Here is a 24,038-nt window from a genome sequence, read left to right as displayed (position 1 = left end):
ACGGAGGGGATAATGGAACAGTTCAGTTTAACCATGCGTGCTATCAGTAAAAGCTACGGCAGCGCGGCCGCATTACAGGGCGTTGATTTTTCGGTGCGTCCCGGCGAAGTCCATGCGCTGATCGGCGAGAACGGCGCGGGGAAATCCACGCTGCTGAATATTCTCTCCGGCGTGCGGCTGGCGGACGGCGGTGAGATCTGCGTTGACGGCGTCACCATCCAGATGAAAAACCCGCTGTCGGCGCGTCAGGCCGGTATCGCCATGATCCACCAGGAGTTACAGCACGTTCCTGAACTCTCCGTCGCGCAGAACATGTTTCTCGGCCGGCCGCTAACGCGCGGGGCGGGTTTTTTCGTTGACCGTAAGGCGCAGTATGCCAAAGCCAAAAGCATCCTGCGTCGCCTGGATCCGAGCATCGATCCGGATGAGCCGATCAAGAATCTCAAGGTCTCGCAGCAGCAGATTGTCGAGATCGCCCGTGCGCTGCTTGATGAAGCAAAAATCATCGCCATGGATGAGCCGACCTCCAGCCTGACGCCGCGCGAGTTCGATCGCCTGGCCGAGCTGATCGGCGACCTGAAGGCGATGAACGTGGCGCTGATTTACGTGTCGCACAAGATGAATGAGATTTTCAAAGTCTGCGATCGCGCCACCATCCTGCGTGACGGCAGGCAGGTGGGGGTGGTTAACATCTGTGACGAAACCGAAGAGAGTATCGTCACCAAAATGGTTGGCCGTAAGATCGACAAGGTCCAGCATCAGTCGTATATCACCGACCGTGAGGTGCTGCGGCTGGAGGGCGTCGGGCGCGGTACGGCGGTGCTGCCCGCCAGTTTCAGCGTGCGCGCCGGCGAAGTGCTGGGCATTGCCGGGCTGGTCGGTGCCGGGCGCACCGAGTTGCTCAAACTGATCGCCGGTATCGATAAGAAGAGCTGCGGTGAAGTCTGGGTCGACGGCGTGGCGGTGAAAAATCTCAACGTCAGCCGGGCGATTAAAGCCGGTATTGGGCTGGTGCCGGAGGACCGTAAAAAAGAGGGCATTATCAAACAGCGGGCGGTAAAGATGAATATGGCGCTGCCCTCGATGGCGCAGTTCACCCGTCAGGGGCTGCTGCGGCAGCGTAAGCTGGACGCGCTGGCGCTGCAGGTGATGACCGATCTGAATCTGCGACCGTTAAATATTGAAAAACCGATTGGTACCTTAAGCGGCGGCAATCAGCAGAAGGTGATTATCGGCCGCTGGGTGGCGGCGGATAATAAAGTCTTCCTGTTTGATGAACCAACGCGCGGTATTGATATTGGTGCCAAATCAGAAATCTATAATTTAATTGAAAAGCTGGCCCGCCAGGGGAAAGCCATTGTAGTGGTCTCCTCCGAGATGCCGGAAATAATGCGTATTTCAGACCGGGTTCTGGTGATGCGGGAAGGGAAAATAACCCGTGAACTGCAGGGTGATGCAATCACCGAAGAGAATATCGCCCGTTATGCGATTAACGAACTGGCTTAAGAATTGACTTTCTAAGGTAATAACATGATGACGCAAGATAAGACTCAACCTGGGCTGCCCACCGCCGCGCTGTTTAAATTTAATCTGCGCGATGCCGGTACGCTGATTGGCCTGATAATCATTGTCGTGACGTTCTCGCTGCTGTCACCGGTGTTCTGGACTCTGCCTAACCTGCTGAATATTTTGCAGCAGTCATCCATTAACGCGATTATTGCGCTGGGAATGACGCTGGTGATTATCTCCGGCGGTATTGACCTGTCGGTGGGGCCGACCGCAGCGCTGTCTGCGGTGCTGGGAGCCACGCTGATGGTCGCCGGCGTGCCGGTGCCGCTGGCGGTGATGGCCACGCTGGGCGTCGGCGCGCTGTGCGGGGTGTTCAGCGGCACGCTGATCGCTTATGCCGGGCTGCAGCCGTTTATCGTTACCCTCGGCGGCCTGTCGCTGTTCCGCGCGCTGTCGCTGATTTTCACCAACGGTAACCCGATTTTTGGTATTCCGATGGAGTTTCGTAACCTGATTAACAGCGCGCCGTTTGGCGTGCCAGCGCCGATTCTGATCGTAGTGGCGATTGCGCTGCTGCTGTGGGTGGTGATGAATAAGACCCCGCTGGGCGAGTATATTCTGGCGGTGGGTGGCAACGAAGAGGCGGCGCGGGTGGCCGGGGTGCCGGTGAAACGCACCAAGGTTACGGTCTATGTGATCTCCGGGCTGCTGGCCTCGCTGGCCTCGCTGATCCTGATCGGTCGCCTTGGCGCGGCAGAGCCAACGCTCGGCAACCTGTGGGAGCTGGATGCGATTGCCGCCGCGGCGATCGGCGGCGCGTCGCTGATGGGCGGCAAGGGCAGCATTGTCGGTACGCTGATCGGCGCGGTGATCCTCGGTTCGCTGCGTAACGGCCTGACGCTGCTAAATATTCAGGCGTTTTATCAATTGCTTGCCACCGGCCTTATAATTATCATAGCGATGTTGATAGACAGAGCGACACGAGGCAAGTAATGAAGCAGGATCCGCGAGCCATTGGCGCTCAAATACGCATGAGATTACCCGGCCTGACCCCGCTGGAAAGAAAAGTGGTGGATTCAATCACCTCGAAAACAGATTTAACCGAGCAGACCTCAATTAAAGAGATCGCGCAGGCCAATAATGTTTCCGAGGCGATGGTGGTGAAAATTGCCAAGAAATTGAATTTCTCCGGTTTTCGTGAGTTCAGGAGCAGCCTGCTGTTCTACAACTATTCAGAAGTGGCCGGGCTGCATGCGGAAATTGAAGCGGATGACTCGTCGGAGCAATTACTGGCAAAAGTATTCAGAACCTCGATACAGGCCATGGAAGAGACCATGTCGATTCTGGATATTTCTGAGTTCAACCGGGCGGCAGAGATCTTATTTAAGGCGCGGCATATCGATCTCTACGCGGTGGGGGGTTCAGCCACCGTTGCGCGGGATTTAAGCCACAAGCTGCTTAAGATCGGTATCAAAACCACCGTCTATGACGATGCGCATATTATGCTGATGTCGGCGGCGGTATTAGCGGATGATGATGCGGTGATCGCCATCAGCCATTCCGGTGCCACCCGTGCGGTGAACGACCCGATTAAGCTGGCAGCGCGTAACGGGGCCAAAGTGATTGCAATTACCAACTACGCCGAGTCGCCGATTGCGCGTAATGCGCAGGTGGTGCTCACTTCAACCTCTCAGGGATCGCACCTGCTCGGGGAAAACGCCGCGTCACGCATCGCCCAGCTGAATATTCTGGATGCCCTGTTTGTGGCGATAGCGCAGAAGGATCTGAAAACGGCGGAGAAAAACCTGATGAAGACCCAGCAGGCGGTCCAGGACCTCAGAGAATATTAGCATGAGTCAGATCTTAGTCACCGGCAGTCTCCATTACGACATTATGCTGCAGGCCGATCATCGCCCGGAAAAGGGCGAAACGGTGATCGGCAGCCGCTGCAGCTACAAATTCGGCGGTAAAGGTGGTAATCAGGCGGTGGCCGCCGCGCGGGCGGGGGCGGCAGTGCGCTTCGCGGGCGCGGTCGGCGACGATGCGCCCGGAGCATTTTTGCTGGCGGTATTAGACGAGCACGGCATTGACAGCCGGGTGGCGGTAAAAGCCGGTGAACCTTCCGGGATGAGCGTGGCGATCCAGGATGCCGAAGGCGACTACGGCGCGGTGGTGGTATCAGGGGCAAATACCCTGATCGAACCCCAGGCGCTGGCGGAAGCGTCACTGTGGCAGCAGGTGGGGATGCTGGTGCTGCAGAATGAGGTCACGGACGCGGTGAACCTCGCCGCGGCACAGGCTGCCCGCCAGCGGGCGATCCCGGTGTGCATCAACGCCGCCCCGGCGCGGCCGTTAAGCCCGGCGCTGATCGCCTGCCTCGATCTGCTGGTGGTGAACGGCGTGGAAGCGCGTGATATGAGCGGCATCAGCGTCAACAGCCTTGCCGATGCGCTGCTGGCCGCTCAGGCGCTCGGCCAGCACTATCCGGCGGTGGTGGTCACCGCCGGTGAACACGGCGTGGCCTGGGTGGAAGCGGGCCAGCCTGCGCAATCGCTGGCCGCACAAAAGGTGGCCCTGGTCAGCACTCACGGCGCGGGGGACTGCTTTATGGGTATGCTGTGCGCCACGCTGTTGCAGGGCGAGCCGCTCTCCACCGCCGTTGCGCGTGCCAATCAGGCGGCCGCTGAACACGTTTCACGCCCGGCGGCGTAACACCGCCCGCCGTGACGGCAGATTTCTCTAATCACCAGGCCCTGGATGCTGCTGTATTCGGGGCTTTTTCTTGCCGTCAAATTGTTGCCCGGGTGCTTACTTCCGCGGATTCACACCCTGATGAAGGTGACCAAAACTGGCGCGAAAATTTTTATCATCGGGTACGTAAGTCACGCATTTCACCCCTGCGTCAGCCAGGGCGTAGCGCACCGGCTTAGTCCGACCGGCTCCATCTCTTCTCCAGCTGCCCGGAAAGCAGGCTTAACGGCCAGATCACCAGGAAGTAGATCAGCGCCACGCAGGTGAAGATCTCCAGCGGGCGGTAGTACGCGGCGCTGAGCAGCCGCCCCTGATACATAATCTCCTGCACCGACAGCACTGAACACAGCGAGGTCATTTTCGCCATCTCGATGCCGCGGTTGGTCAGCGCGGGCAGCATGCGTTTGAACACCTGCGGGAAGATAATGCGCCGCAGGATCTGCGCTTTACGCATGCCGATCGCTTTTGCTCCTTCCCACTGCCCCTGTGCCACCGACTGAATACCGCTGCGGAAAATCTCGCAGCAGTAGGCGGAGGTGTTGAGGCCCAGCGCCAGCAGCGAGGCCTGCAGCGGCGACAGCTGCACGCCGGTCAGCACCGGCAGGGCGTAGTAGAACCAGATCAGCTGGATCAGCACCGGGGTATTGCGGAACACTTCCACCCAGGCGATGCTCAGGCCGTTTAACAGGCGGCTACCCGAGGTGCGGCCAAGGCTGAACAGCGCGCCGGCCAGCATGCCCAGCGGAAAAGCGACAGCCCAAAGTTCTACGGTCAGTATAATGCCGCGCCCCAGCACCGGCAGGCTGGTCCATACCACGGCGCTGTCCCAGCTAAATTCCACGGTGGTTTACTCCCATGTTTTAATCCTGCGCCCGACTGTAGCGGGCGAGGCGGTATTCAGCGATGCGCGCCAGCTGGCTGAGCAGCAGCAGCGAAATAAAGAACAGCCCGGCGATCACGGTGTAGATCTCCAGCGGGCGGAACAGCATGCTGTTGACCTGCATTGCTTTATAGATCACGTCGCTGTAGGCGAGGGTGGAGGCCAGCGAAGTGGTTTTAATCAGCTCGAAGGTGCGTTCGACAAACGGCCCGCTCATCCGGCGCAGCGCCTGCGGCAGGATCACCCGCCACAGGGCGCGACGGTGGCTCATGCCGATCGCTTTTGCGCCTTCCCACTGGCCGCGCTCCACTGACTGGATGCCGCCGCGAAACACCTCGGCGTAGAAGGCGCCGGACTGGGTGGAGAGGGCGATGGCCGCCGCCCAGTAGGGCGACAGCGTAATGCCGCTGACCAGCGGCAGGGCGTAGAAGCACCAGAAAAAGTGTACCAGCGGCGGCGTATTGCGGAAAAAGTCGATAAATACCTTCGCCGGCAGCCGCAGCACGCGCTTAGGTGACATCATCATCAGCGCCACCACGCCGCCGACCAGGATGCCGATCAGGATCGCCGCCAGCGCCAGCTGCGCGGTGCCGAGCAGCCCCTCCAGCAGCAGCGCCCGCTGCTGCCAGACGCCGCTAAAATCCCACTGATACTGCATACCTTCTCCTGCTGCCCTTGCCACAGCGCAATGCGCCAGTGATCTGTTGCACATTCTGCTGCCGGGCAGCGCACGGCGATTTAGCCCGCTACGCTACACCGGTCAGTTGACGGCCGGTTACCCTGTTGCTGGCGACCGCTTCCGCGCCGGCCGTATTAGGCACACCGGTTACCGATCCGCCGTCACGCCCGGAATGGCTTTGGCATCCAGCCCTTTAGAAGTCATATACTCGCTAAAGGTTTTCTGCACCTCACCGCTGGCGTTCAGCTTGATCACTTCCTGGTTGATGTAGTTGAGGAAGCGCGGGTCGCTCTCTTTGCGCAGGCCGATGCTGCTGGACAGCTGCACCACCGGGGTCGGCACGACCAGGTTGCCGGTACGGATGTGCGACAGGGCAATTGCCAGCGCCGGATGGTAGAAGGCAAAACCGTCGATGCGTTTCGACATAAACGCGGCAACGGTCTCATCGGTGTTGGCGAAGCGCTGGATCTGCGCTTTCGGCAGACGCTGGGTCAGATCGCGGTCGGTCGAGCTGCCGAGGGTCACGCCAATGCGCACGTCAGGGCGGTTAAGGTCGTCCCAGCTGTCGGCTTTGATGCCGTCTTTCACCAGCACGCCCTGCTTGTACCACAGCAGCGGCGCTTCCGGGAACGCCAGCGCTTTTTTACGTTCGGCGGTGGCGTCAAGCACCAGCAGCAGGTCGATCTGATTGGCCTGAATAGCTGCCGCAACGTTGCCGTAGGTGGTCTCCACCGGCACCAGCTTCACGCCGAGATCCGCAGCAATCTTCTCGCCAAGCTTATAACCCACCCCGGTCCACTGGCCGCTAATCGGGTCTTTGTAGTACCACGGATCGCCAGGCGCCACGCCAAGGCGCAGCTGTTTAGTCTCATGAATCTGATCCCAGGTGGAGTCTGCAGCGCTGGCGGCGGCTGAGAACAGCGTGCTGCCAAGCAGGGCGGCGGCAAACAGCCGACGCAAAGGACGATGCCATACGTTCATAAATTACCTCGGGTTATGGGCCGCTGTGGTGGCTTAACGCACCTTAGCCGGCCTGGGTGTAGTGTTCATAAAGGGCGGAGAGGCGTGCGGTCAGCGCCCCCGGCTGGCCGCTGCCGATGGTCTTACCATCCACGCGCACCACCGGGGTAAGGCCGCCCAGCGTACCGGTAATAAAGGCTTCATCGGCGGTGTAGACCTCGGCGAGGGTGTAATCACCCACCACCAGGGTAATACCCGCCTCACGCGCCAGCCGCATCACCGTTTTATGGGTGATGCCGTTGAAGTTGAAGCGCCCGCTGGAGGTCCAGAGCTCATCCCCGCGCACGATAAAGAAGTTGGTGGAGTTACAGCTGGCGACAAAGCCGTGCGGATCGAGCATCAGCGCTTCGTCGGCACCGGCGTTGATTGCCTGGATCAGCGCCTGAATAAAGTTCAGGCGGCTGTGTGAGTTGAGGCGCAGGTCGAACACGTCCGGGCCGCTGCAGCGGTAGGTGGAGGTAAACAGCGACAGACCCTGACTTTTTTTCGCGTTATCAATCACCTTAAACTCGGCGACGATCACGATGGTCGCCTGGCCCAGCGCAAAGCGCGGATCCTGGTTTGGCGTGTGTTTTTTACCGCGGGTGACCATCAGACGGATATGCACGCCGTCGTGCATCTGGTTACGTCGCAACGTTTCTTCAATCAGTGCCAGCATGCCGGCCTTATCGACGCCGATATCCAGCTCAATCGACTTCGCCCCGTCGAACAGTCGGGTAAGGTGCTGGTCGATGGCCAGCAGCTTACCGTTAACCAGCCGCAGCCCCTCCCAGACGCCGTCTCCCAGCACAAAGCCGCTGTCAAAAATCGACACCGTGGCCTGATGTTTCGGCACAAACTCGCCGTTAACGTAAACAATCACGTTCTCGTTGCGCTCGTCAGGGATATAGCCCTGTGCGCTGGTGCCGGAAGGCGTAATGCTCATGATGGTTCCTTACGTAAAATGCCCTGGTGGAAGCGTCCCTGGTGCAGGCGCCGGGAATCAGCTAAAAGCTGAAGGTGGTAAAACGGTCGATAAACGCCCGGGTTTTCGGCCGCTGCGGGTGCTTCAGCACCTCGTCCGGCGTGCCGCTCTCGTAAAATTCACCGTCGGCAAAGAAGATCACCCGGCTGGCGAAGTGGTAAGCAAAACCCAGCTCGTGGGTCACCAGCAGCAGGGTGCGGCCCTCGTCAGCCAGGCTGCGGATGCTGGTCAGTACCTCACCGACCAGTTCCGGATCCAGCGACGAGGTCGGTTCATCAAACAGCATAATTTCCGGCTGCATCGCCAGCGCGCGGGCGATCGCCACCCGCTGCTGCTGCCCGCCGGAAAGGCGGCCAGGGTAAGCCTGCGCCTTATCGCCCAGCCCGACCTTATTCAGCTCGGCTAAGGCAATCTCCTGCGCCCGGGCTTTTTTAAGGCGCTTCACCTGTACCAGCCCCTCCATCACGTTCTGCAGGACGGTCATCTGTGGGAAGAGGTTGAACTGCTGAAACACCATGCCAATTTTTTTGCGCACCTCACAGAGTTCAGCCTCGCTGTACTGTACGCGTTTTTCACCGTTACCGGCCGGCGGCAGCGCCTTGCCAATCAGCCGGCCGTCGAGGGTAATCTCTCCGGCGCTGGGCAGTTCCATAAAATTCAGGCAGCGCAGCAGGGTGCTTTTACCTGAACCACTGCCACCGATAATCGCGATGCGATCGCCGGCATTTACCGTCAGATCGACGCCTTTCAGCACGTGGTGGTCACCAAAACGCTTGTGCAGCTGGCTGATGGTCAGCAAAGGGTGTGACATAAGCGGTTCTCTTATCAGGTTCTTTTGGCGGGAGCGATAAGCCCCTGGTGGATTTTCACTGACTCCACCACTTTTTCCACCCCGCGGTACACGTGCTCAGCGATATCTTCCCGCATCGCCTGCCAGTCATCGCCACAGGCCAGTGCGACATAGCTTTCATGGGCGTCCAGACGGGCGCCTTTACGGCCATGAATATCCTGGTGCAGCGACCAGTAAAGTTGTAGCCGGCCGGATAAGCTGCGCCAGGTACTGACTAACAACTCGTTGCCACAAAAGTCAAAGGCGGTGCCGTGCAGGTGCAACTCGGCCTTAATCGCCGCGAATTTGTCATCCTGTAGCAGGATCTGCAGCAGCGCTTCATGACGCTGATGCAGCGCGGCACGAAACGCCTCATCCCGCTTCGGCCACACCAGCTCAAAGGCGAAGGTTTCCAGCACCCGACGCATATCGTACAGATCGCGCAGGCTCTGCTCATTCAGCGACTGCACGTAGTAGCCCGCATAGGGTTTAGCCACCAGCAGCCCTTCTTCCACCAGCGCCGAAATGGCCTCGCGCATCGGCGCGCGGCTGACGCCAAACTCCTGGGCCAGCCGTGACTCGGTCAGCTTACTGCCCGGCGCCAGTTGACGTTCTATGATCGCCTGACGCAGCCGTTCACCCACTTCAGTACGCAGCGTTACGCGGGGAGTCACAGGGTTGATATCCATCGGGCATCCTTTTTTGTCGACTGTCGACAATCTTAAGAGACTATAAGATAAACTTAAGTAAAAGAGTAATAGCGGTTTGATCTAATTAATAGCATTTTATCCAAAGGAGGGAGAGGGGGAGGGAAAACGGCCTGAGCCACTTTGAGTTACAGGCACAACAACCTGAACATTAACAGCATGAATTCCGCCTCTGGACTGTCGGCAGTCCTTTCGGCCCAGGCCCGGCTGAAGCACTTCTTATCCCGTATGGCTTGCGCAAGCTGCTCCCTGAGCCGGGCGTTCTCTTCCTCTGGCGGTTCGGGATCGCCAGAAAGCAAAAACCCCGCTCAGGTTTCCCTGAGCGGGGTTTTCAAATTTGGCTCCTCTGACTGGACTCGAACCAGTGACATACGGATTAACAGTCCGCCGTTCTACCAACTGAACTACAGAGGAATCGTGTGAACGAGGCGCATATTAATCATCGCGGGTCGGGGTGTCAACGCGTAAACGTCATAAAAGTGACTGAGTGCCGATGTTTTCAACAAGCTGATGATTTGTCGTGCATTTACCGTCTAATCCCCCGGTGAAAAGCCGGGGGAAGACGAGGATCAGGCGCTGACCGTGCGGCTGTCCCGCAGCCGGGCATAGCTGAAGGAGAGGATAAACAGCAGGCTGAACAGCACCACAATGGTCGGTGCCGGGGCGCTGTCGAGGAAAAATGCCAGATATGTGCCGCTAAAACAGACCGCGACCGACAGCAGCACCGCGCAGATCATTACCGTGGCAAAGCGGCGCATCAGCAGCAGGGCGATGGCCCCCGGCGCGATCAGCAGCGCAATCGACAGAATAATTCCCACCGACGACAGCGTGGCTACGATGGTCATGGCAATCAGACACAGCAGGCCGTAGTGCAGCAGTCCGGTGTTCAGGCCGCTGGCCTTCGCCTGGCTTGGGTCGAAGGCGTGCAGCAGCAGATCGCGCCATTTCACCACGACCACCAGCAGCACCACGGCCGCGATGGCGGCGGTCTGCGCGATATCGGCAAAAGACACCCCGAGCATATCGCCAAACAGAATGTGGTCGAGATGCACCTCCGACTGAATCGACACGTAAAGCACCAGCCCGAGCGCAAACATGCCGGAGAAGACGATGCCCATCACCGTATCACGCTTGATGCGGCTGTTGTCCGACAGCCAGCCGCTGGCCAGCGCGCAGAACAGCCCGGCGACAAAGGCACCGATCGCCACCGGAATACCGATGATGTACGCCACCACCACGCCGGGAAACACCGCGTGGCTCATGGCGTCACCCATCAACGACCAGCCTTTAAGCACCATAAAGCATGACAGCAGCGCGCAGGGGATGGCGACCACCAGCGAAATGGTCAGCGCGTTGACCATAAAGTCGAACTCAAAGGGTTGCAGCAAAACGTTAAGCATCAGAGCCGCTCCTGAGAAGAGCCAGGGATCGTCCGCAGTGCAGAGTCACTCGCTAACCGGGATCGGGAGTCAGACTGACCCGAGGCAGGCACTTTATTGCTATCGTCGGGCTGATGTCCGGGTTGAATGACGGCCTGCAGATCGGATAAAGCGTTTGCTGCAGAGTCAGGCTGGCGCCGCGCCTGGAGGCCACGCTGCCTGCGCGCCAGCCAGCCGTGCTTCGGCGCAAAGATAAACGCCGCCAGGAACACCAGCGTCTGTGCCAGCACGATAATGCCGCCGGTCGCGCCGTTCAGCCAGTAACTCAGCCACGCGCCGAAGAAGCTGGTCAGGCTGCCGATCAGTACCGCAATCAGCAGCAGGCGCTCAAAGCGGTCGGTGAGCAGGTAGGCGGTTGCCCCCGGCGTCACCACCAGGCAGATCACCAGAAACGCGCCGACGGTCTGCAGCGCGGCGACCGTACAGGCGGCCAGCAGGGTGAAAAACAGCAGCTTGAGCCGCGGCGGGCTCAGGCCAATCGAGCGCGCGTGGCTCTCGTCAAAAAAGGCCACCATCAGGTCTTTCCACTTCAGCAGCAGGATCAGCAGCGAGACAAAGCCAATTACCGCCAGCTGCACGATATCCTCCGGGGCGATGGCCAGAATATTGCCCATGATGATGGTCTGAATATTCACCGAGGTCGGGTTCAGCGACACCATAAACAGCCCCAGCCCGAAGAACGAGGAGAAGATCAGGCCGATAATTGCGTCCTCTTTCAGTCGGGAGCGCTGGTTGAGGAACAGCATGCTGCCTGCCGCCAGCCCGCCGGAGAGAAACGCGCCGAGGGCAAACGGCAGGCCGAGCATATAAGCACCGGCCACGCCGGGCACGATCGAGTGGGAGAGGGCGTCACCAATCAGCGACCAGCCCTTTAACATTAGATAGCAGGAGAGAAACGCGCAGACGCCGCCGACCAGCGCCGACACCCACATGGCGTTGAGCATGTACTGGTAGGTGAAGGGTTCAATGAGCCAGCTCACTTCAGGTTCTCCCAGTTGATCTCGCGCAGCGCGCCGCTGAAGGCGGCCTCAAGGTTTTCGCGGGTAAAGGTGGTGCGCGTCTCGCCGCTGGCCAGCACCGTGCCCTTAACGATCACCGTGCGATCGCAGTAGTCGGTGACCGAAGCCAGATTATGGGTGGAGACCAGCAGCGTGCGCCCCTCGTCGCGCAGTTCACGCAGCAGGCTGATGATCTGCCGTTCGGTATTAACGTCAACGCCGGTAAACGGCTCGTCGAGCAGGATCACCTCACCGCGCTGGGCGATGGCACGCGCCAGGAACACGCGCTTTTTCTGCCCGCCGGAGAGCTCGCCGATCTGCCGCTTGCGGAACTCCAGCATATTGACCCGCGCCAGCGCCTCCTCCACCAGCCGGTGATCCTCGCGGCGGGCGATGCGCAGCCAGTTCATATGGCCGTAGCGGCCCATCATCACCACGTCCTCCACCAGCACCGGGAACGACCAGTCAACGTCCTCCGCCTGCGGCACGTAGGAGACCAGGTTCTGCTTCAGCGCCTGGCTGCCCGGCCGGTCGAGCAGGGTGATGCTGCCGCTGGCCAGCGGCACAAAGCCCATAATCGCCTTGAACAGCGTCGATTTACCGGAGCCGTTAATCCCGACCAGGGCGCTAATGCTGCCGGTCGGCAGGGTCAGCGAGGTGTCGCGCAGCGCGGTGTGGCCGTTGCGGTAGGTGACCATCAGGTTATCAATGCGGATGCCGTCAGGCCGCACCACGCTGGCCGGGACGCCGGTCATTTTGCCATCCCCTGCTGGATACCCTTGACGATGGTGTCGCTGGTGACGCGCAGCAGGTCGAGGTAGGTCGGCACCGGACCATCGGCCGCGCTCAGCGAGTCAACGTAGAGCACGCCGCCGTAGTGGCTGCCCGTCTCGCGGGCCACCTGGCGCGCCGGTTTATCGGAGATGGTGCTTTCGCTGAATACCGCCGGGATATGATGCTGTTTTACCGCATCGATCACTTTTCTCACCTGCTGCGGCGTACCCTGCTGATCGGCGTTGATCGGCCACAGATAGAGTTCTTTCAGCCCGTAGTCGCGGGTCAGGTAGGAGAAGGCCCCCTCGCTGCTGACCAGCCAGCGCTTATCCTGCGGGATCTGCGCCAGCGCCTGTTTCGCCGGGGCGACGGTGGCGCGGATCTGCTGCTTGTAGCGCTCGGCGTTCTGCTGGTAGCTGGCCGCGTTGGCCGGGTCGTACTTCACCAGCGCGTCGCGAATATTATCGACGTAGATCAGCGCATTGTCGGCCGACATCCAGGCGTGCGGGTTAGGTTTACCCTGATACGGGCCTTCACCAATGCCCATCGGTACCACCCCTGAGGAGACCACCACTTCCGGCACTCCTTTCAGGTGCTGATAGAAGCGGTTAAACCACAGTTCCAGGTTCAGACCGTTGGCGAGGATCAGCTGCGCGCCCTGCGCCCGCTTAATGTCGCCCGGCGTTGGCTGATACTCGTGGATTTCTGCTCCCGGCCTGGTGATGGACGCGACGTCGGCGCTGTCGCCCGCGACGTTTTTCGCCATATCGGCAATCACCGTAAAGGTGGTGATGACTTTCAGCTTCTCCGCCGCCAGCGCGCCGGACAGGGGCAGGACGGCAAGGGTGAGGGCGCAGAGCAGCCGGGGTAAGCGTAACAGTCGGGGCATTCGGATTCTCCTGAACGGGGTAATGACGCAGGGTGATTAGCTGATGCTATAAGGTATAGCACAGGCTATAACTCAGGGTGAGCATTTTTTGCTCCTGATTCGGTAAAAATTTGTCAGCTGAGCAGGTGGGGATGGGGAGCAGGCGCGTGGCGACCGGCCGGGTTGTCAGTGAGAAGGCAGGGAGCGGAGGGCTGGAAAGCGCAGTATCGCACAGTGAGATGACAGGAAAACGAAACGTCAGGGCGAGGCTGCTTAACCCGTTCAGGTTGCGTTGAATCGGAAGGCGCGGGTTATTTTCAGATGACTGATAACAGCGTGCAGGCTGTACCAAAAATAAAACGGATTAATGTAATTCTGCAATTAAGGTTTTAATCGAACTGCCCTTGATAAAATAAGGTATTTTGTTTTTTCATCAGTAGAGATGTAATTTTTTATGTGAGTTTCTTTTGATTTTAAAATGGATATTTTACTATTTTTTAGTGGTTTAGGTAAAATGTGCTTTACCTGAAAAGTTCACTGAACCTTCCTTTTGTTTATCCGTCGTTGATTGTTGTAATTTTTTATATCAAATAAAATGCTGCTGTTTTTTTGAGCGGAAATAACATTAACACAGAAGTTTAAGCGTTTTCTGGTTATTAAGCGGCAGGATGTTTCCATTTAATCTGGCATGGGAGTCATGGATGAACCTGTATTATCGAACTTTTTCAGCGGCGTCATTTGGCTGTGGCGCACTATTACTCTGCTCAACCCCGCTGTGCGCCGCTCCCCCCACCGCCAGCCCGGAGCAGGAGCGTGCGGCCGCGCTCAGGGATGCCAGTGAACAACAGCGCCAGCAGGAGCGTGAACGCGCGTTGCAACAGCAAAATACTCCACGCCCTGAGGTCCGCCTGAGCGTGCCGCCACTGGCGGTGACGGCGTATCCGGCCAACGAGAAGCCCTGTTTTCCGTTGCACAGCGTGCGGCTGGAGGGCGAAGACGCGGGCCGTTTTCAGTGGGCGCTGGCGGCGGTCAACGGCATTGACGGGCGCTGTCTGGGCGGGCGGGGCATTAAACTGGCGCTGGATCGCGTGCAGAACGCCATTCTTGCGCGCGGCTATGTCACCACCCGGGTGATGGCCCGGGAGCAGGACCTCAGCCACGGTGTGTTAACCCTGACGCTGCAGCCGGGGCGCATCGGTGTTGTTCGCTTCAGCGATCCGGTGGGCTGGCGTGGCCGGCTGTGGAATGCACTGCCGGCGCGGCGCGGCGATCTGCTTAATCTGCGCGATATTGAACAGGCGCTGGAGAACCTGCGCCGGGTGCCGAACGTGGCCGCCGATATCCGTATCGTGCCCGGCCAGCAGGAGGGCAGCAGCGACCTGCTGATCGGCTGGCAGGAGAGCCGCCCGCTGCACCTGAGCCTGGCCGTGGATGACGGCGGATCGAAGAGTACCGGGCGCTATCTCGGCTCGGCCACCTTGTCGGTCGACGCGCCGTTTGCCCAGAACGATCTGTTCTATGCCAGCGTCGGGCGTGATCTGTTTCAGCACGGGCCGTTTGGCAATCGCTCGCATACGCTGAACTACATGATCCCCTATGGCTACTGGCTGTTTAGCGCCAACTACAACGACTACACCTACCATCAGAATCTGCCGAGCGCGGGCGATATCCTGACCTACAGCGGCAAAAGTGAAAACGCGCGTTTTACCGTCTCGCGCCTGCTGCTGCGCAGTCAGTCGCACAAAACGTCGCTTAGCCTCAGCGCCTGGGGCCGCCAGGCTACCAACGCCGTCGACGGCATTGATCTCAGCCAGCAGCACCGCCGCACGGCAGGCTGGGAGGCAGGGATTAATCAGCACAGTTATCTGAACAGCGCAACGCTTGACGCCAGCCTGCGCTGGCGGCGCGGCACCGGCGCATTTGGCGCGCTGCCCGCGCCTGAAGAGTCTTATCACGGCGGCAGCGCCCGTACCGGCATCGCCAGCGGCGACCTGAACCTGAACCTGCCGTTGACGTCGGCCTGGCGTTACAACGGCACGTTGAGCGGCCAGTGGAGCCACCATGCCCTGACGCCGCAGGACCGGATGGCGATTGCCGGCCGCTACACCGTACGCGGCTTTGACGGTGAAGAACTGCTCTCTGGCGAACGCGGTGTGCAGTGGCGTAACGAACTGGCGTGGCGCGCGCCGTTACCCGGCCATGAGCTCTACTGGGCGGTCGACTATGGCCGTGTGGCTGGCCCCGGCACCCGCTATCTGACCGGGCACCAGCTGGCGGGCAGCGCCGTTGGCCTGCGTGGCGCACTGTGGCAGCGGCTGAGCTACGACCTGTTTGCCGGCGTGCCGCTGGTGAAGCCGCAGGGGTTTCACACCTCCGGGCTGACCAGCGGGTTTAGCGTCAGCCTGCAGCTGTAGCATCAGGCAACCGTTTTGCCTTTCATCCCCACGCCCCTGAAGGCGCAGGGTAATCGCCGTGCTGCTGACGGTAAATAACTGACTTATCAATCACTTTTTTCAGGGAAGAAAATCATGAACAAGCGCTGTTATCGTCATATCGTCAACCGCACACGCGGTGAACTGCAGGTGGTATCCGAGCTGGCGCGCGGCTGCGGCACGCCCCCCGCCCAGGGGCGGCCACAGGCGTTGGGTCGCGCTGCGTCCGCTGGCGCTGCTGGTCGGGCTGGCCGTCAGCGCCACGCCGGTGCTGGCGGCAGGTATTGTCGCCGACGGGCGTGCCCCCGCCAGCCAGCAGCCGCAGGTGATCGATACGCAGAACGGCCTGCCGCAGGTCAATATCAGCGCGCCAAACCAGGCCGGGCTGTCGCACAATCAGTACCAGCAGTTTGATGTGGATAAACGCGGGGCGATCCTTAACAACTCAGCGACCATGACGCAGACGCAGCTGGCAGGCATGGTTCAGGGCAATCCGAACCTGAACGGGCGCGATCCGGCGCGGGTGATCCTCAACGAGGTCAACAGCAGTAACCCCAGTCAGCTGAGAGGTTATCTTGAGGTGGCGGGCGGTAAGGCGCAGGTGATTGTCGCCAACCCGGCCGGGCTGCTGTGCGACGGATGCGGCACCATCAACGCCGGGCGTATGACGCTGAGCACCGGCAAACCGCAGTGGAACCAGGACGGTAGCCTGGCGGGCTGGCAGGTGGAGCGCGGACGGATTGAGGTGGCGGGCGGCGGGCTGAACGATAATGCCCGTAACGACACGGCTTACGTTGAGCTGCTGGCGCGCACGGTGAAGATTAACGGCAGCATTCGCGCCACCCGTGAGGCCACGGTGGTGGCCGGGCGCAACCGCATCAGCGCCGATGGCTCGGTTATTCAGCCGCTGGCGGTGGAGAGTGGGCCAGCGGAACTGGCCATCGATATGGGCCAGATGGGCGGCATGTACAGCGGGGCGATCCGTATGATCGCTACCGAAGCGGGCGTTGGCGTGCGCAACCGTGGCGGCCAGCTGCAGGCGGACAAAACGCTGACCGTCAGCAGCAACGGGCGGCTGGTGTGGCAGGATAATGCGCATACCCAGGCCGGTGGCGATATTCGCCTGCAGGCTCGCGACGATATTGAACAGCACGGCACCCTCCATACGGGAGGAAAACTGCAGGTCAGCAGCACCAGCGGACATCTTCGCCAGTCCGGTACACTGGCTGCGGCCGGGGACGTGTCGCTGCAGGCTGCGCAGGGCATCGACAGCCGGGGAAATCTGCTGGCGGGTAGCGATATCAACAGTTCGCTGGTGCATAAGGCGGATCTGACCCTGAAGAGTAAAGGTACGGTTCGTGCCGGTGGCAGGCTGTTAAGTCGGGGAGACGTCACTGTCAGCGGCAGCCGGGTCGACCTGAGCGGCAGCCGGCTGGCAGCCGGACGCGCGATACTGCAAAGCTCAGACACGGACAGGCGGACAGAAAGAACGAAACGCCGCGGATCGGCCACTCTGACCGAAAAACCGCAGCAGGCCCCTTCAGCCCGGCTGGCGAATAATCCCCCTCAGACAGGCCATAATCAGCAGGCAGATCGGCAACAGTCTCCGGCAGACGCTGCACCGGCTGCCGTCTCACTGGCCGGCGCGACCCTCGACGTCGGCCAGCTGTGGCTGACCACCTCCGGTGATATTGCGGCACAGAACGCTTCAGTCAGCGCGGGAAGCTGGCAGATTACCGGCAACGATCTGTGGGCTGAGGGCGGCGTCTGGACGCAGACCGGTGATGCCCTCAGCCGCTTTCAGCTGACCGGCGCGCTGGATAACCGCAGCGGCAGCATTGAAGCGCAGGACCTCAGCCTGCAGGCGGCATCGCTGAACAACGCCAACGGACGTCTGGTGGCGCTGGGGGAGCAGGCGCAGCGCTGGCAGACTGACGGCCCGATCGGTAATGATGGCGGGCTGCTCGGCAGCAACGGCGCGCTGGCGCTGGATGCCGGTAGCATCAGTAACGTCAACGGCACTCTGACCAGCCAGGGATCGCTGACGATGAATGCCCGTGACGGCATCAATAATCAGCAGGGAAAAATCATCAGCGGCGGCACGCTGGGCCTGAGCACCGCAGGCGTATGGGATAACCGCGATGCGCAGGTGATGGCAGAGAACCTGCAGCTGACGGCGCAAGGGCTGAATAACGCGGGCGGCAAGCTGCTGGCCGTTGAGCATCTCCGGCTTGATATTGACGGCGACACGGATAACCAGGGTGGCACGCTGCAGGCCGGCGAGCTGACGCTGAATGGCGGCGGTACTCTGGACAACCGCAACGGCCGCCTGTTCGGCCAGCAGGCGGTGCGGCTGCATACGGGTAATGTGAACAACAATGACGGCTGGATCGGCGGCCAGCAGATTGTGACGCTGGAGGCAGGACGGCTGGAAAATCGCAACGGCAGCGTGCTGAGCAGCGGTGATGCCACACTCAAACTGAGCGAGCTGGATAACCGCAGCGGGCAGCTGAAAGCGAACGGCGTGATGAGCGTTAACGCCGGCAACATCGATAACCGCCACGGCGAGGTTTATGGTGGCAGCGAGCTTAAGCTGCTCGCCGCCCGGACGCTGGATAACCGTAACGGGCAGCTGACCGCAGACGGCAGCCTGCAGCTGCAGGCGCAGGATCTTGATAACCGCCAGGGGCATCTCACCAGCCGTCTGGCGGCGGTGATTGCGGCAACCGGCCTGGCCAACCGTGAAGGTCAGATCTACAGCAGCAGTTCGCTGAACATCGCCAGCGACCGGCTGGATAACCGCGAGGGTCGGCTGCTGGCAGAGGGCGATGTCACACTGCAGGGTCTGGCTAAGGCTGATGAGGCCAGGGCAGCGGATCACAGCGCAGCCGCGCTATCCGCCGCTGACCGGGCGCTTTCCACGGCAGATGCTGCCCCGGGCGTGGCTGAACTCCTGAATCAGCGCGGCACCATTGAGAGCGGCGGCACCCTGAATGCTACGCTGCGCGCACTGAATAATACCGGCGGTTCACTCACCGGCGGCCGGGCGCTGACGCTGGCACTGGGCGGCGACTACACCCATCGCACGGGCGACACGCTGACCAGCAACGGCAGGGTGACGCTGAGCGTGGCCGGGGTATTAACCAACCTGGCACAGTGGCTGCTGCCCGGCGATCTGCAGCTCACCAGCAACGGCCTGAACAACAGCGGCAGCCTGGTCGGAAAAACGCTGCAGCTTACCACCGGACTGCTGCAGAATGACGGCCGGATTGAGGCCGACAACCTGCAGATAGCCAGCGACCGGCTGGACAACCGCGCCACCTTAACCGGCGATCGCATTGCGGTAACCACTGGCACCCTCGACAATCACGGCAGCCAGGCGCTGATCGCCGCAACCGAACGCACCGATCTCACCGCCCGCCAGCGGCTGACCAACCGTGACGACGCGCTGATCTACAGCGCTGGCGATCTGCAGCTGCGCAGCGGCGATCTGATTGAGAACCTTGCCGCCACCATTGAGGCGGATGGCAACGTTGCCTTCAACGCTGCCCGGCTGGAGAACCGCCGTATCGGCCTGGAAATCGAACGGGAAGCGGAAGAAGAGGATTACCGCTGGCACCGTTACAACTACTACTGGCGGTCCTACAAGTCCGGGGTCAACCGCGATAAAAACACCATGGCTCCGGTGACGCAGCATATTCCGTACCGGGATGATTCAGCGGTTAACAGCAGCCGCTATGGCACAATCCTCGATATCGATGCGGATAACAAACGCGCGAAGGTGCGGGTAAAGAACAATCACGGCAGGGAAATTGAGCTGTGGGTGAACTATCTGGCGCTGAAGCCGGGGGCTGAGGGGGGCTTTGACCTGACCTTCTACGCCACGCGCGGCAGCCACCAGGATGACGTGCCCACCCCTTATCACAACACCTTCTGGCGCGAGTTTGATGAGGGGCAGATCGAGCAGTGGGATCCGCAGCGCCACCTCGACATCTTCAATGCGCCGCAGGTGACCGATTACAACAACCTGCGTGAACGCAGTGCCAGCGGCAAAGTCCTCCGCGACAGGCTGGTTTCCGAGGGGAGCGCCGCCCGCATTCTGGCCGGCGGCAGTATGTCTTTAACTATCCGTAACGAATTGCTAAACGATGCCAGCACGATCGGTGCTAATGGCGATCTGGCCGTCAGCGGTGGCGGTGAAGTGAAAAATATCGGCTACTCGGTTAACGAACGGCGCCAGGAGCACATCGTCGATCACTACGATAAAGACACCGTGCACTGGCATCCTGAGTTCGATCGCGATGAGACCACCGCGCTCAGCACGATTGACGGCATCATCAGTGGTAATCGCAACACCACCATTACCGCCGTCAGCATTAGCAACACCACCGTTGGCCAGGCGCAGACCAGCCTTACCGAGGCGGCGCAGCAGGCCGCACAGGCGGCGCGCGAAGAGCGGGAACGTAACCCGCTGGCCACACAGGTGCAGGCGGGCGAGCAGCGTCCGGGTGAAACCGACCCGTCGCTGACCGCGCAGCAGCAGGCGGAAAAGGTCGCCAGCCATATCCCGGATAACGGCCTGTTCCATCAGCGCCCCGGGCCGGAAAGCCCGTATCTGGTGGTGACCGATCCGCGCTTTGCCGACCGCGGCAAATTTATCAGCAGCGACTATCTGCTGCAGCGGGTGGGTTACGATCCGGCAGCCGTGCACAAGCGCCTTGGCGACGGCTTCTATGAGCAGCGGGTGGTGCGTGAACAGCTGCTGAACCTGACCGGGCGGCCTTCGCTGCACGGTGAGGACGCGATGGCGCAGTATCAGGCGCTGATGAACAGCGGCGCGCAGGCGGCCAGCGATCTGCAACTGACAACCGGCGTGGCGCTGACCCCGGCGCAGATTGCCGCGCTGCAGCAGGATATCGTCTGGCTGGTGAGTGAAACGGTGCAGACCGCAGCGGGGCCACAGACGGTGCTGGTGCCGAAAGTCTATCTGGCCCCCGGTACGCTGCGGCTGACCGGCGATGGCGCGTTAATTGGCGGCGGCGAGCTGAAGCTGTCGGCAGAGAGCATTAACAATGCGGGTAATCTGTTTGCCGACGGGGCGCTGGAGGTCACCGCCGGCCAATTCCACCATCAGGGCGGTGACATTCGCGCCGATGCCGTGCAGGTCCGGGCGAATCTGATCGACATCAGTACCGATCTGCAGAACGCGCTGCGGCAGGCGGCAGTCAGCGCGCGGAAGATTGACCTCAACGGCGGCGATATCACGATGAAGGGCGCGAAGCTGGCGGCCAGAGAGGATCTCGCCATCAACGCCACCCATAACATCACTATCGGCAGCGCCCGAAGCAGCCATGCCGGCAGCTATGAGGTGATATCCGGTTCGCTGGGGGGGCGTGCGGCGGGCGATCGTGAAGAGGCAGGCTCACGCCTGGCGACGGTCAGCGGGGAGTGGCAGCAGGCGCTGGGCAGCAGTATCACCTCCAACGGCAGGCTCAGCATCAACGCCGACAACGATCTGACGGTTAAGGGCAGCCAGCTCGCTGCCGGCGGGCAACTGAAGGCCAGCGCCGGGGGCAATATGAACCTGCTGGCAGAGGAGGTCAGCAGCTCCAGCCTGCTCAACGCCGCGAGCGGCAATACGCGGGTCAGCAACCAGTATGATGAGACCCGCCAGCAGCTCAGCAGCATCAGCGGTGCGGGCGGTGTGGATCTGCAGGCAGGTAATACATTCCGGGCGGAGGGCGCACAGGTTGACAGCACTTCAGGCAGCGTCAGCGTTACGGCAAACCAGGTCAGCATTGGCGAAGTACATATCACCTCGTCAATTGCGGACGCTGAAAGTACCCGGCAGGGCAAAACGAAGGCCAGCCGCACGCTGGAAGCCCACCGCGATGGCGTGACTGGCAGCACCTTCAGCGGCCAGGAGGGGGTGCTGCTTAACGCGACCTCGGGCGATGTCACCCTGACGGCCAGCACCCTGCACAGTGAAAGTGGCGAGGTGGCGGTGTCGGCGAAGCGGGACGTAATCCTGAATACCGCGACCGAACGTGAAGAGCAGTCCAGCGACGTCCGGAGTACGAAGAAGGGCTTCCTGAACAAAAAAACCACTCATATTGCGCAGGAGGATCGCGTCACTCGGGAGCAGGGATCTACCCTCAGCGGAAACAGGGTAACCGTTACTGCCGGACATGATGTCAGGGTCAGCGGCTCGGCCGTCGTGGGTGATGACGATGTTAACATCCGCGCGGGCAACCGGGTTGATATCAGCGCCGCCACCGAAACCGACGCTCATTACCTGCTGGAGGAGAAGAAAAAAAGCGGGCTGTCTGGCACCGGTGGCATTGGTTTCAGCATCGGCAAACAGTCCAGCCGTCATGAGATTGACGAGAAGGGCACCACCCAGAGCCAGAGCGTCAGCACCATTGGCAGCCGCGATGGCAGCCTGAACATTACGGCTAACGATGCGGTGCATGTCGCGGGTGCGGATCTGGTGGCCGGTAAGAATATGACGCTGAGCGGCAGCAGCGTCACCGTCGATCCGGGACATGACCAGCGTACCCGTGATGAACGCTTTGAACAGAAAAGCAGCGGCCTGACCCTTGCGCTCTCCGGCGCGGCGGGTGGGGCCATCAACACGGCCGTCACCGCCGCGCAGGCCGCCCGTAAGGAGAGCGACAGCCGCCTGGCCGGATTGCAGGCAACCAAAACCGGGCTTGCCGCGGTGCAGGCGCAACAGGCGATGGAGATGGACAGCGCGAAAACCGGCGCGGCTGATGCACGCAATCAGGCTGCCGGGCTAAAACCTGGCGACGAAGGATTTGAAAAAGGCGCCACCGATACGATCGGCATCAGCGCCTCTCTCGGCAGCCAGTCGTCGAAAAGCGAAAGTCACAGCGACAGCAGCCGCGCGCAGGGCAGCACCCTCAGCGCCGGTGGCAATATCAGCATCACGGCCACCGGGCAGGGGAACGCGGGTGCCAGCGATAACGGCAATATCAGCATCAACGGCAGCCAGGTTGACGCCGGTGGCGATGTGGCGCTGAACGCGAAAAATGATATCAACCTCACTTCCGCGCAAAACCGCGAACAGAGTGAAGGGAAAAACAGCAGCAGGGGCGGCAGCCTTGGCGTGGGGGTCACCGCCGGCTCCGGCGGGGCCGGGTTCAACGTCTCGGCGAACGTAAATGCCGGTAAAGGCAGCGAACACGGCAACGGCCTGACCCATACTGAGACCACCGTTAGCGCGGGCAATAATCTGGTTATCATCAGCGGCGGCGACACGACGCTGAAGGGGGCGCAGGCCAGCGGGAAAGCGATTGTGGCTGACGCTGGCGGCAACCTGACCATTGCTTCAGAGCAGGACGGCGACCGCTACGACAGCAGGCAGCAGAACGCCAGCGCGGGAGCCGGTTATACCCTGGGCGCGGGCGTCGCATCGGGCAGCGTCAGCGCCAGCCGCGATAAAATCCACAGCAACTACGACTCGGTGCGGGAGCAGAGCGGGCTGTTTGCCGGTGAAGGCGGCTTTAACGTTAACGTCGGTAAGCATACGCAGCTGGACGGCTCCGTCATCAGCTCCACCGCCACGGCGGATACAAACAGCCTGACCACCGGCACGCTGGGCTGGAGCGATATCCACAACAGGGCCGACGTGAAGTCGCAACATCAGGGCGTGGGCCTGAGCAGCGGCGGCAGCATCGGCAGCCAGTTTGGCGGCAATATGGAAAACGCGCTGCTGGCAGGGGTAAACCACAAAGAGAGCGCGGAAGGGACCACCAAAGCGGCGGTGAGTGCGGGCAGTATCACCATCCGCGACGGGAACGCCCAGAAGCAGGATGTTTCTCAGCTGAGCCGTGACGTTGAGGGTGCTAACGGCAGCATCGGGCCGATATTTAACAAGGAGAAGGAGCAGAAGCGGCTACAGCAGGCGCAGCTTATTGCGGAGATAGGTAGCCAGGCGGCGGATATCGCCAGAACTCAGGGTGAAATCAACGGCCTGCGGGCGGAAACCGACCCGGCGAAACTGGCGGAGGCGCGGGCGGAGCTGGAGTCGAAGGGCAAACCGTTCAGCGAATCAGACGTGCTGAAGCAGGCGCACAGCAACGCGCAGGCGCGGTGGGGCACCGGCAGCGCGATCCAGCAGGGTATCCAGGCGGCGACGGCGGCGGTGCAGGGCCTGGCGGGCGGC

Annotated in this window: 15 protein-coding genes, 1 tRNA gene and 2 pseudogenes; 7 read left to right on the top strand and 11 right to left on the bottom strand. The window is 61.0% G+C overall.

Annotation, left to right across the window (positions count from 1 at the left end; all coding sequences use genetic code 11):
* Window positions 1–12 precede the first annotated feature (12 nt).
* From NV64_RS09625 to NV64_RS09610, 4 genes are read left to right on the top strand one after another with little or no spacing between them, the layout of a single operon-like run.
* Window positions 13–1,506 (top strand): sugar ABC transporter ATP-binding protein, encoded by a 1,494-nt coding sequence (locus NV64_RS09625; RefSeq protein WP_101505812.1) that lies wholly within the window; start codon window positions 13–15, stop codon window positions 1,504–1,506.
* 24 nt (window positions 1,507–1,530) lie between these two features.
* Window positions 1,531–2,502 (top strand): ABC transporter permease, encoded by a 972-nt coding sequence (locus tag NV64_RS09620; RefSeq protein ID WP_056236453.1) that lies wholly within the window; start codon window positions 1,531–1,533, stop codon window positions 2,500–2,502.
* On the top strand, window positions 2,502–3,359 hold the full coding sequence (locus NV64_RS09615; RefSeq protein ID WP_056236451.1) for a MurR/RpiR family transcriptional regulator: 858 nt from the start codon (window positions 2,502–2,504) through the stop codon (window positions 3,357–3,359). Before NV64_RS09620 ends, NV64_RS09615 begins: the two co-directional genes overlap by 1 nt.
* 1 nt (window position 3,360) lies before the next feature.
* Window positions 3,361–4,221: a PfkB family carbohydrate kinase gene (locus NV64_RS09610; protein ID WP_101505811.1), complete on the top strand. Its 861-nt coding sequence runs from the start codon at window positions 3,361–3,363 to the stop codon at window positions 4,219–4,221.
* A 214-nt stretch (window positions 4,222–4,435) separates the two neighbouring features.
* On the opposite strand, the gene NV64_RS09605 is transcribed toward NV64_RS09610, so the two are convergent.
* The 11 genes and pseudogenes from NV64_RS09605 to NV64_RS09555 all read right to left on the bottom strand — a co-directional run bounded on the left by NV64_RS09605 (window position 4,436) and on the right by NV64_RS09555 (window position 13,439).
* On the bottom strand, window positions 4,436–5,101 hold the full coding sequence (locus NV64_RS09605) for an amino acid ABC transporter permease (protein WP_101505810.1): 666 nt from the start codon (window positions 5,099–5,101) through the stop codon (window positions 4,436–4,438).
* A gap of 19 nt (window positions 5,102–5,120) precedes the next feature.
* Window positions 5,121–5,798 (bottom strand): amino acid ABC transporter permease, encoded by a 678-nt coding sequence (locus NV64_RS09600; protein ID WP_056236446.1) that lies wholly within the window; start codon window positions 5,796–5,798, stop codon window positions 5,121–5,123.
* A 168-nt stretch (window positions 5,799–5,966) separates the two neighbouring features.
* Window positions 5,967–6,800: a transporter substrate-binding domain-containing protein gene (locus NV64_RS09595; protein ID WP_101505809.1), complete on the bottom strand. Its 834-nt coding sequence runs from the start codon at window positions 6,798–6,800 to the stop codon at window positions 5,967–5,969.
* 43 nt (window positions 6,801–6,843) lie between these two features.
* Complete coding sequence (locus NV64_RS09590) at window positions 6,844–7,764, bottom strand: aminotransferase class IV (RefSeq protein WP_056236440.1); 921 nt, start codon at window positions 7,762–7,764, stop codon at window positions 6,844–6,846.
* A gap of 61 nt (window positions 7,765–7,825) precedes the next feature.
* Window positions 7,826–8,614, bottom strand: coding sequence for an amino acid ABC transporter ATP-binding protein (locus NV64_RS09585; RefSeq protein WP_056236439.1), 789 nt, complete (start codon window positions 8,612–8,614; stop codon window positions 7,826–7,828).
* 14 nt (window positions 8,615–8,628) lie between these two features.
* On the bottom strand, window positions 8,629–9,321 hold the full coding sequence (locus NV64_RS09580; RefSeq protein ID WP_056236437.1) for a GntR family transcriptional regulator: 693 nt from the start codon (window positions 9,319–9,321) through the stop codon (window positions 8,629–8,631).
* Window positions 9,322–9,677: 356 nt separating this feature from the next.
* Window positions 9,678–9,753 (bottom strand) — tRNA-Asn (locus tag NV64_RS09575).
* Window positions 9,754–9,908: 155 nt separating this feature from the next.
* Window positions 9,909–10,742, bottom strand: coding sequence for a metal ABC transporter permease (locus NV64_RS09570; protein ID WP_101505808.1), 834 nt, complete (start codon window positions 10,740–10,742; stop codon window positions 9,909–9,911).
* 176 nt (window positions 10,743–10,918) lie between these two features.
* Window positions 10,919–11,758 (bottom strand): annotated as a pseudogene (sitC, locus tag NV64_RS09565) (iron/manganese ABC transporter permease subunit SitC); the annotation flags it as partial.
* Window positions 11,755–12,531: a manganese/iron ABC transporter ATP-binding protein gene (locus tag NV64_RS09560; protein ID WP_101505806.1), complete on the bottom strand. Its 777-nt coding sequence runs from the start codon at window positions 12,529–12,531 to the stop codon at window positions 11,755–11,757. The gene NV64_RS09560 and the pseudogene sitC, both read right to left, overlap by 4 nt.
* A complete protein-coding gene (locus tag NV64_RS09555) occupies window positions 12,528–13,439 on the bottom strand; it encodes a metal ABC transporter substrate-binding protein (protein ID WP_101505805.1) in 912 nt (303 codons plus the stop codon). Before NV64_RS09555 ends, NV64_RS09560 begins: the two co-directional genes overlap by 4 nt.
* Window positions 13,440–14,119: 680 nt before the next feature.
* Between NV64_RS09555 and NV64_RS09550 the strand changes: the two genes are divergently transcribed.
* The 3 genes and pseudogenes from NV64_RS09550 to NV64_RS09545 form a co-directional block, all read left to right on the top strand.
* Complete coding sequence (locus NV64_RS09550; protein ID WP_101505804.1) at window positions 14,120–15,832, top strand: ShlB/FhaC/HecB family hemolysin secretion/activation protein; 1,713 nt, start codon at window positions 14,120–14,122, stop codon at window positions 15,830–15,832.
* A gap of 114 nt (window positions 15,833–15,946) precedes the next feature.
* Window positions 15,947–16,027 (top strand): annotated as a pseudogene (locus NV64_RS24495) (ESPR-type extended signal peptide-containing protein); the annotation flags it as partial.
* A partial coding sequence (locus NV64_RS09545) for a hemagglutinin repeat-containing protein (RefSeq protein WP_101505803.1) occupies window positions 15,990–24,038 on the top strand: 8,049 nt, incomplete at its 3' end. The pseudogene NV64_RS24495 and the gene NV64_RS09545, both read left to right, overlap by 38 nt.

Origin of the sequence: Erwinia sp. B116, assembly GCF_002865965.1 — a bacterium.
Lineage (GTDB): Bacteria > Pseudomonadota > Gammaproteobacteria > Enterobacterales > Enterobacteriaceae > Erwinia.
Note: the sequence above shows the minus strand (reverse complement) of the source record. Positions and strands in the feature narration are given on the sequence as shown.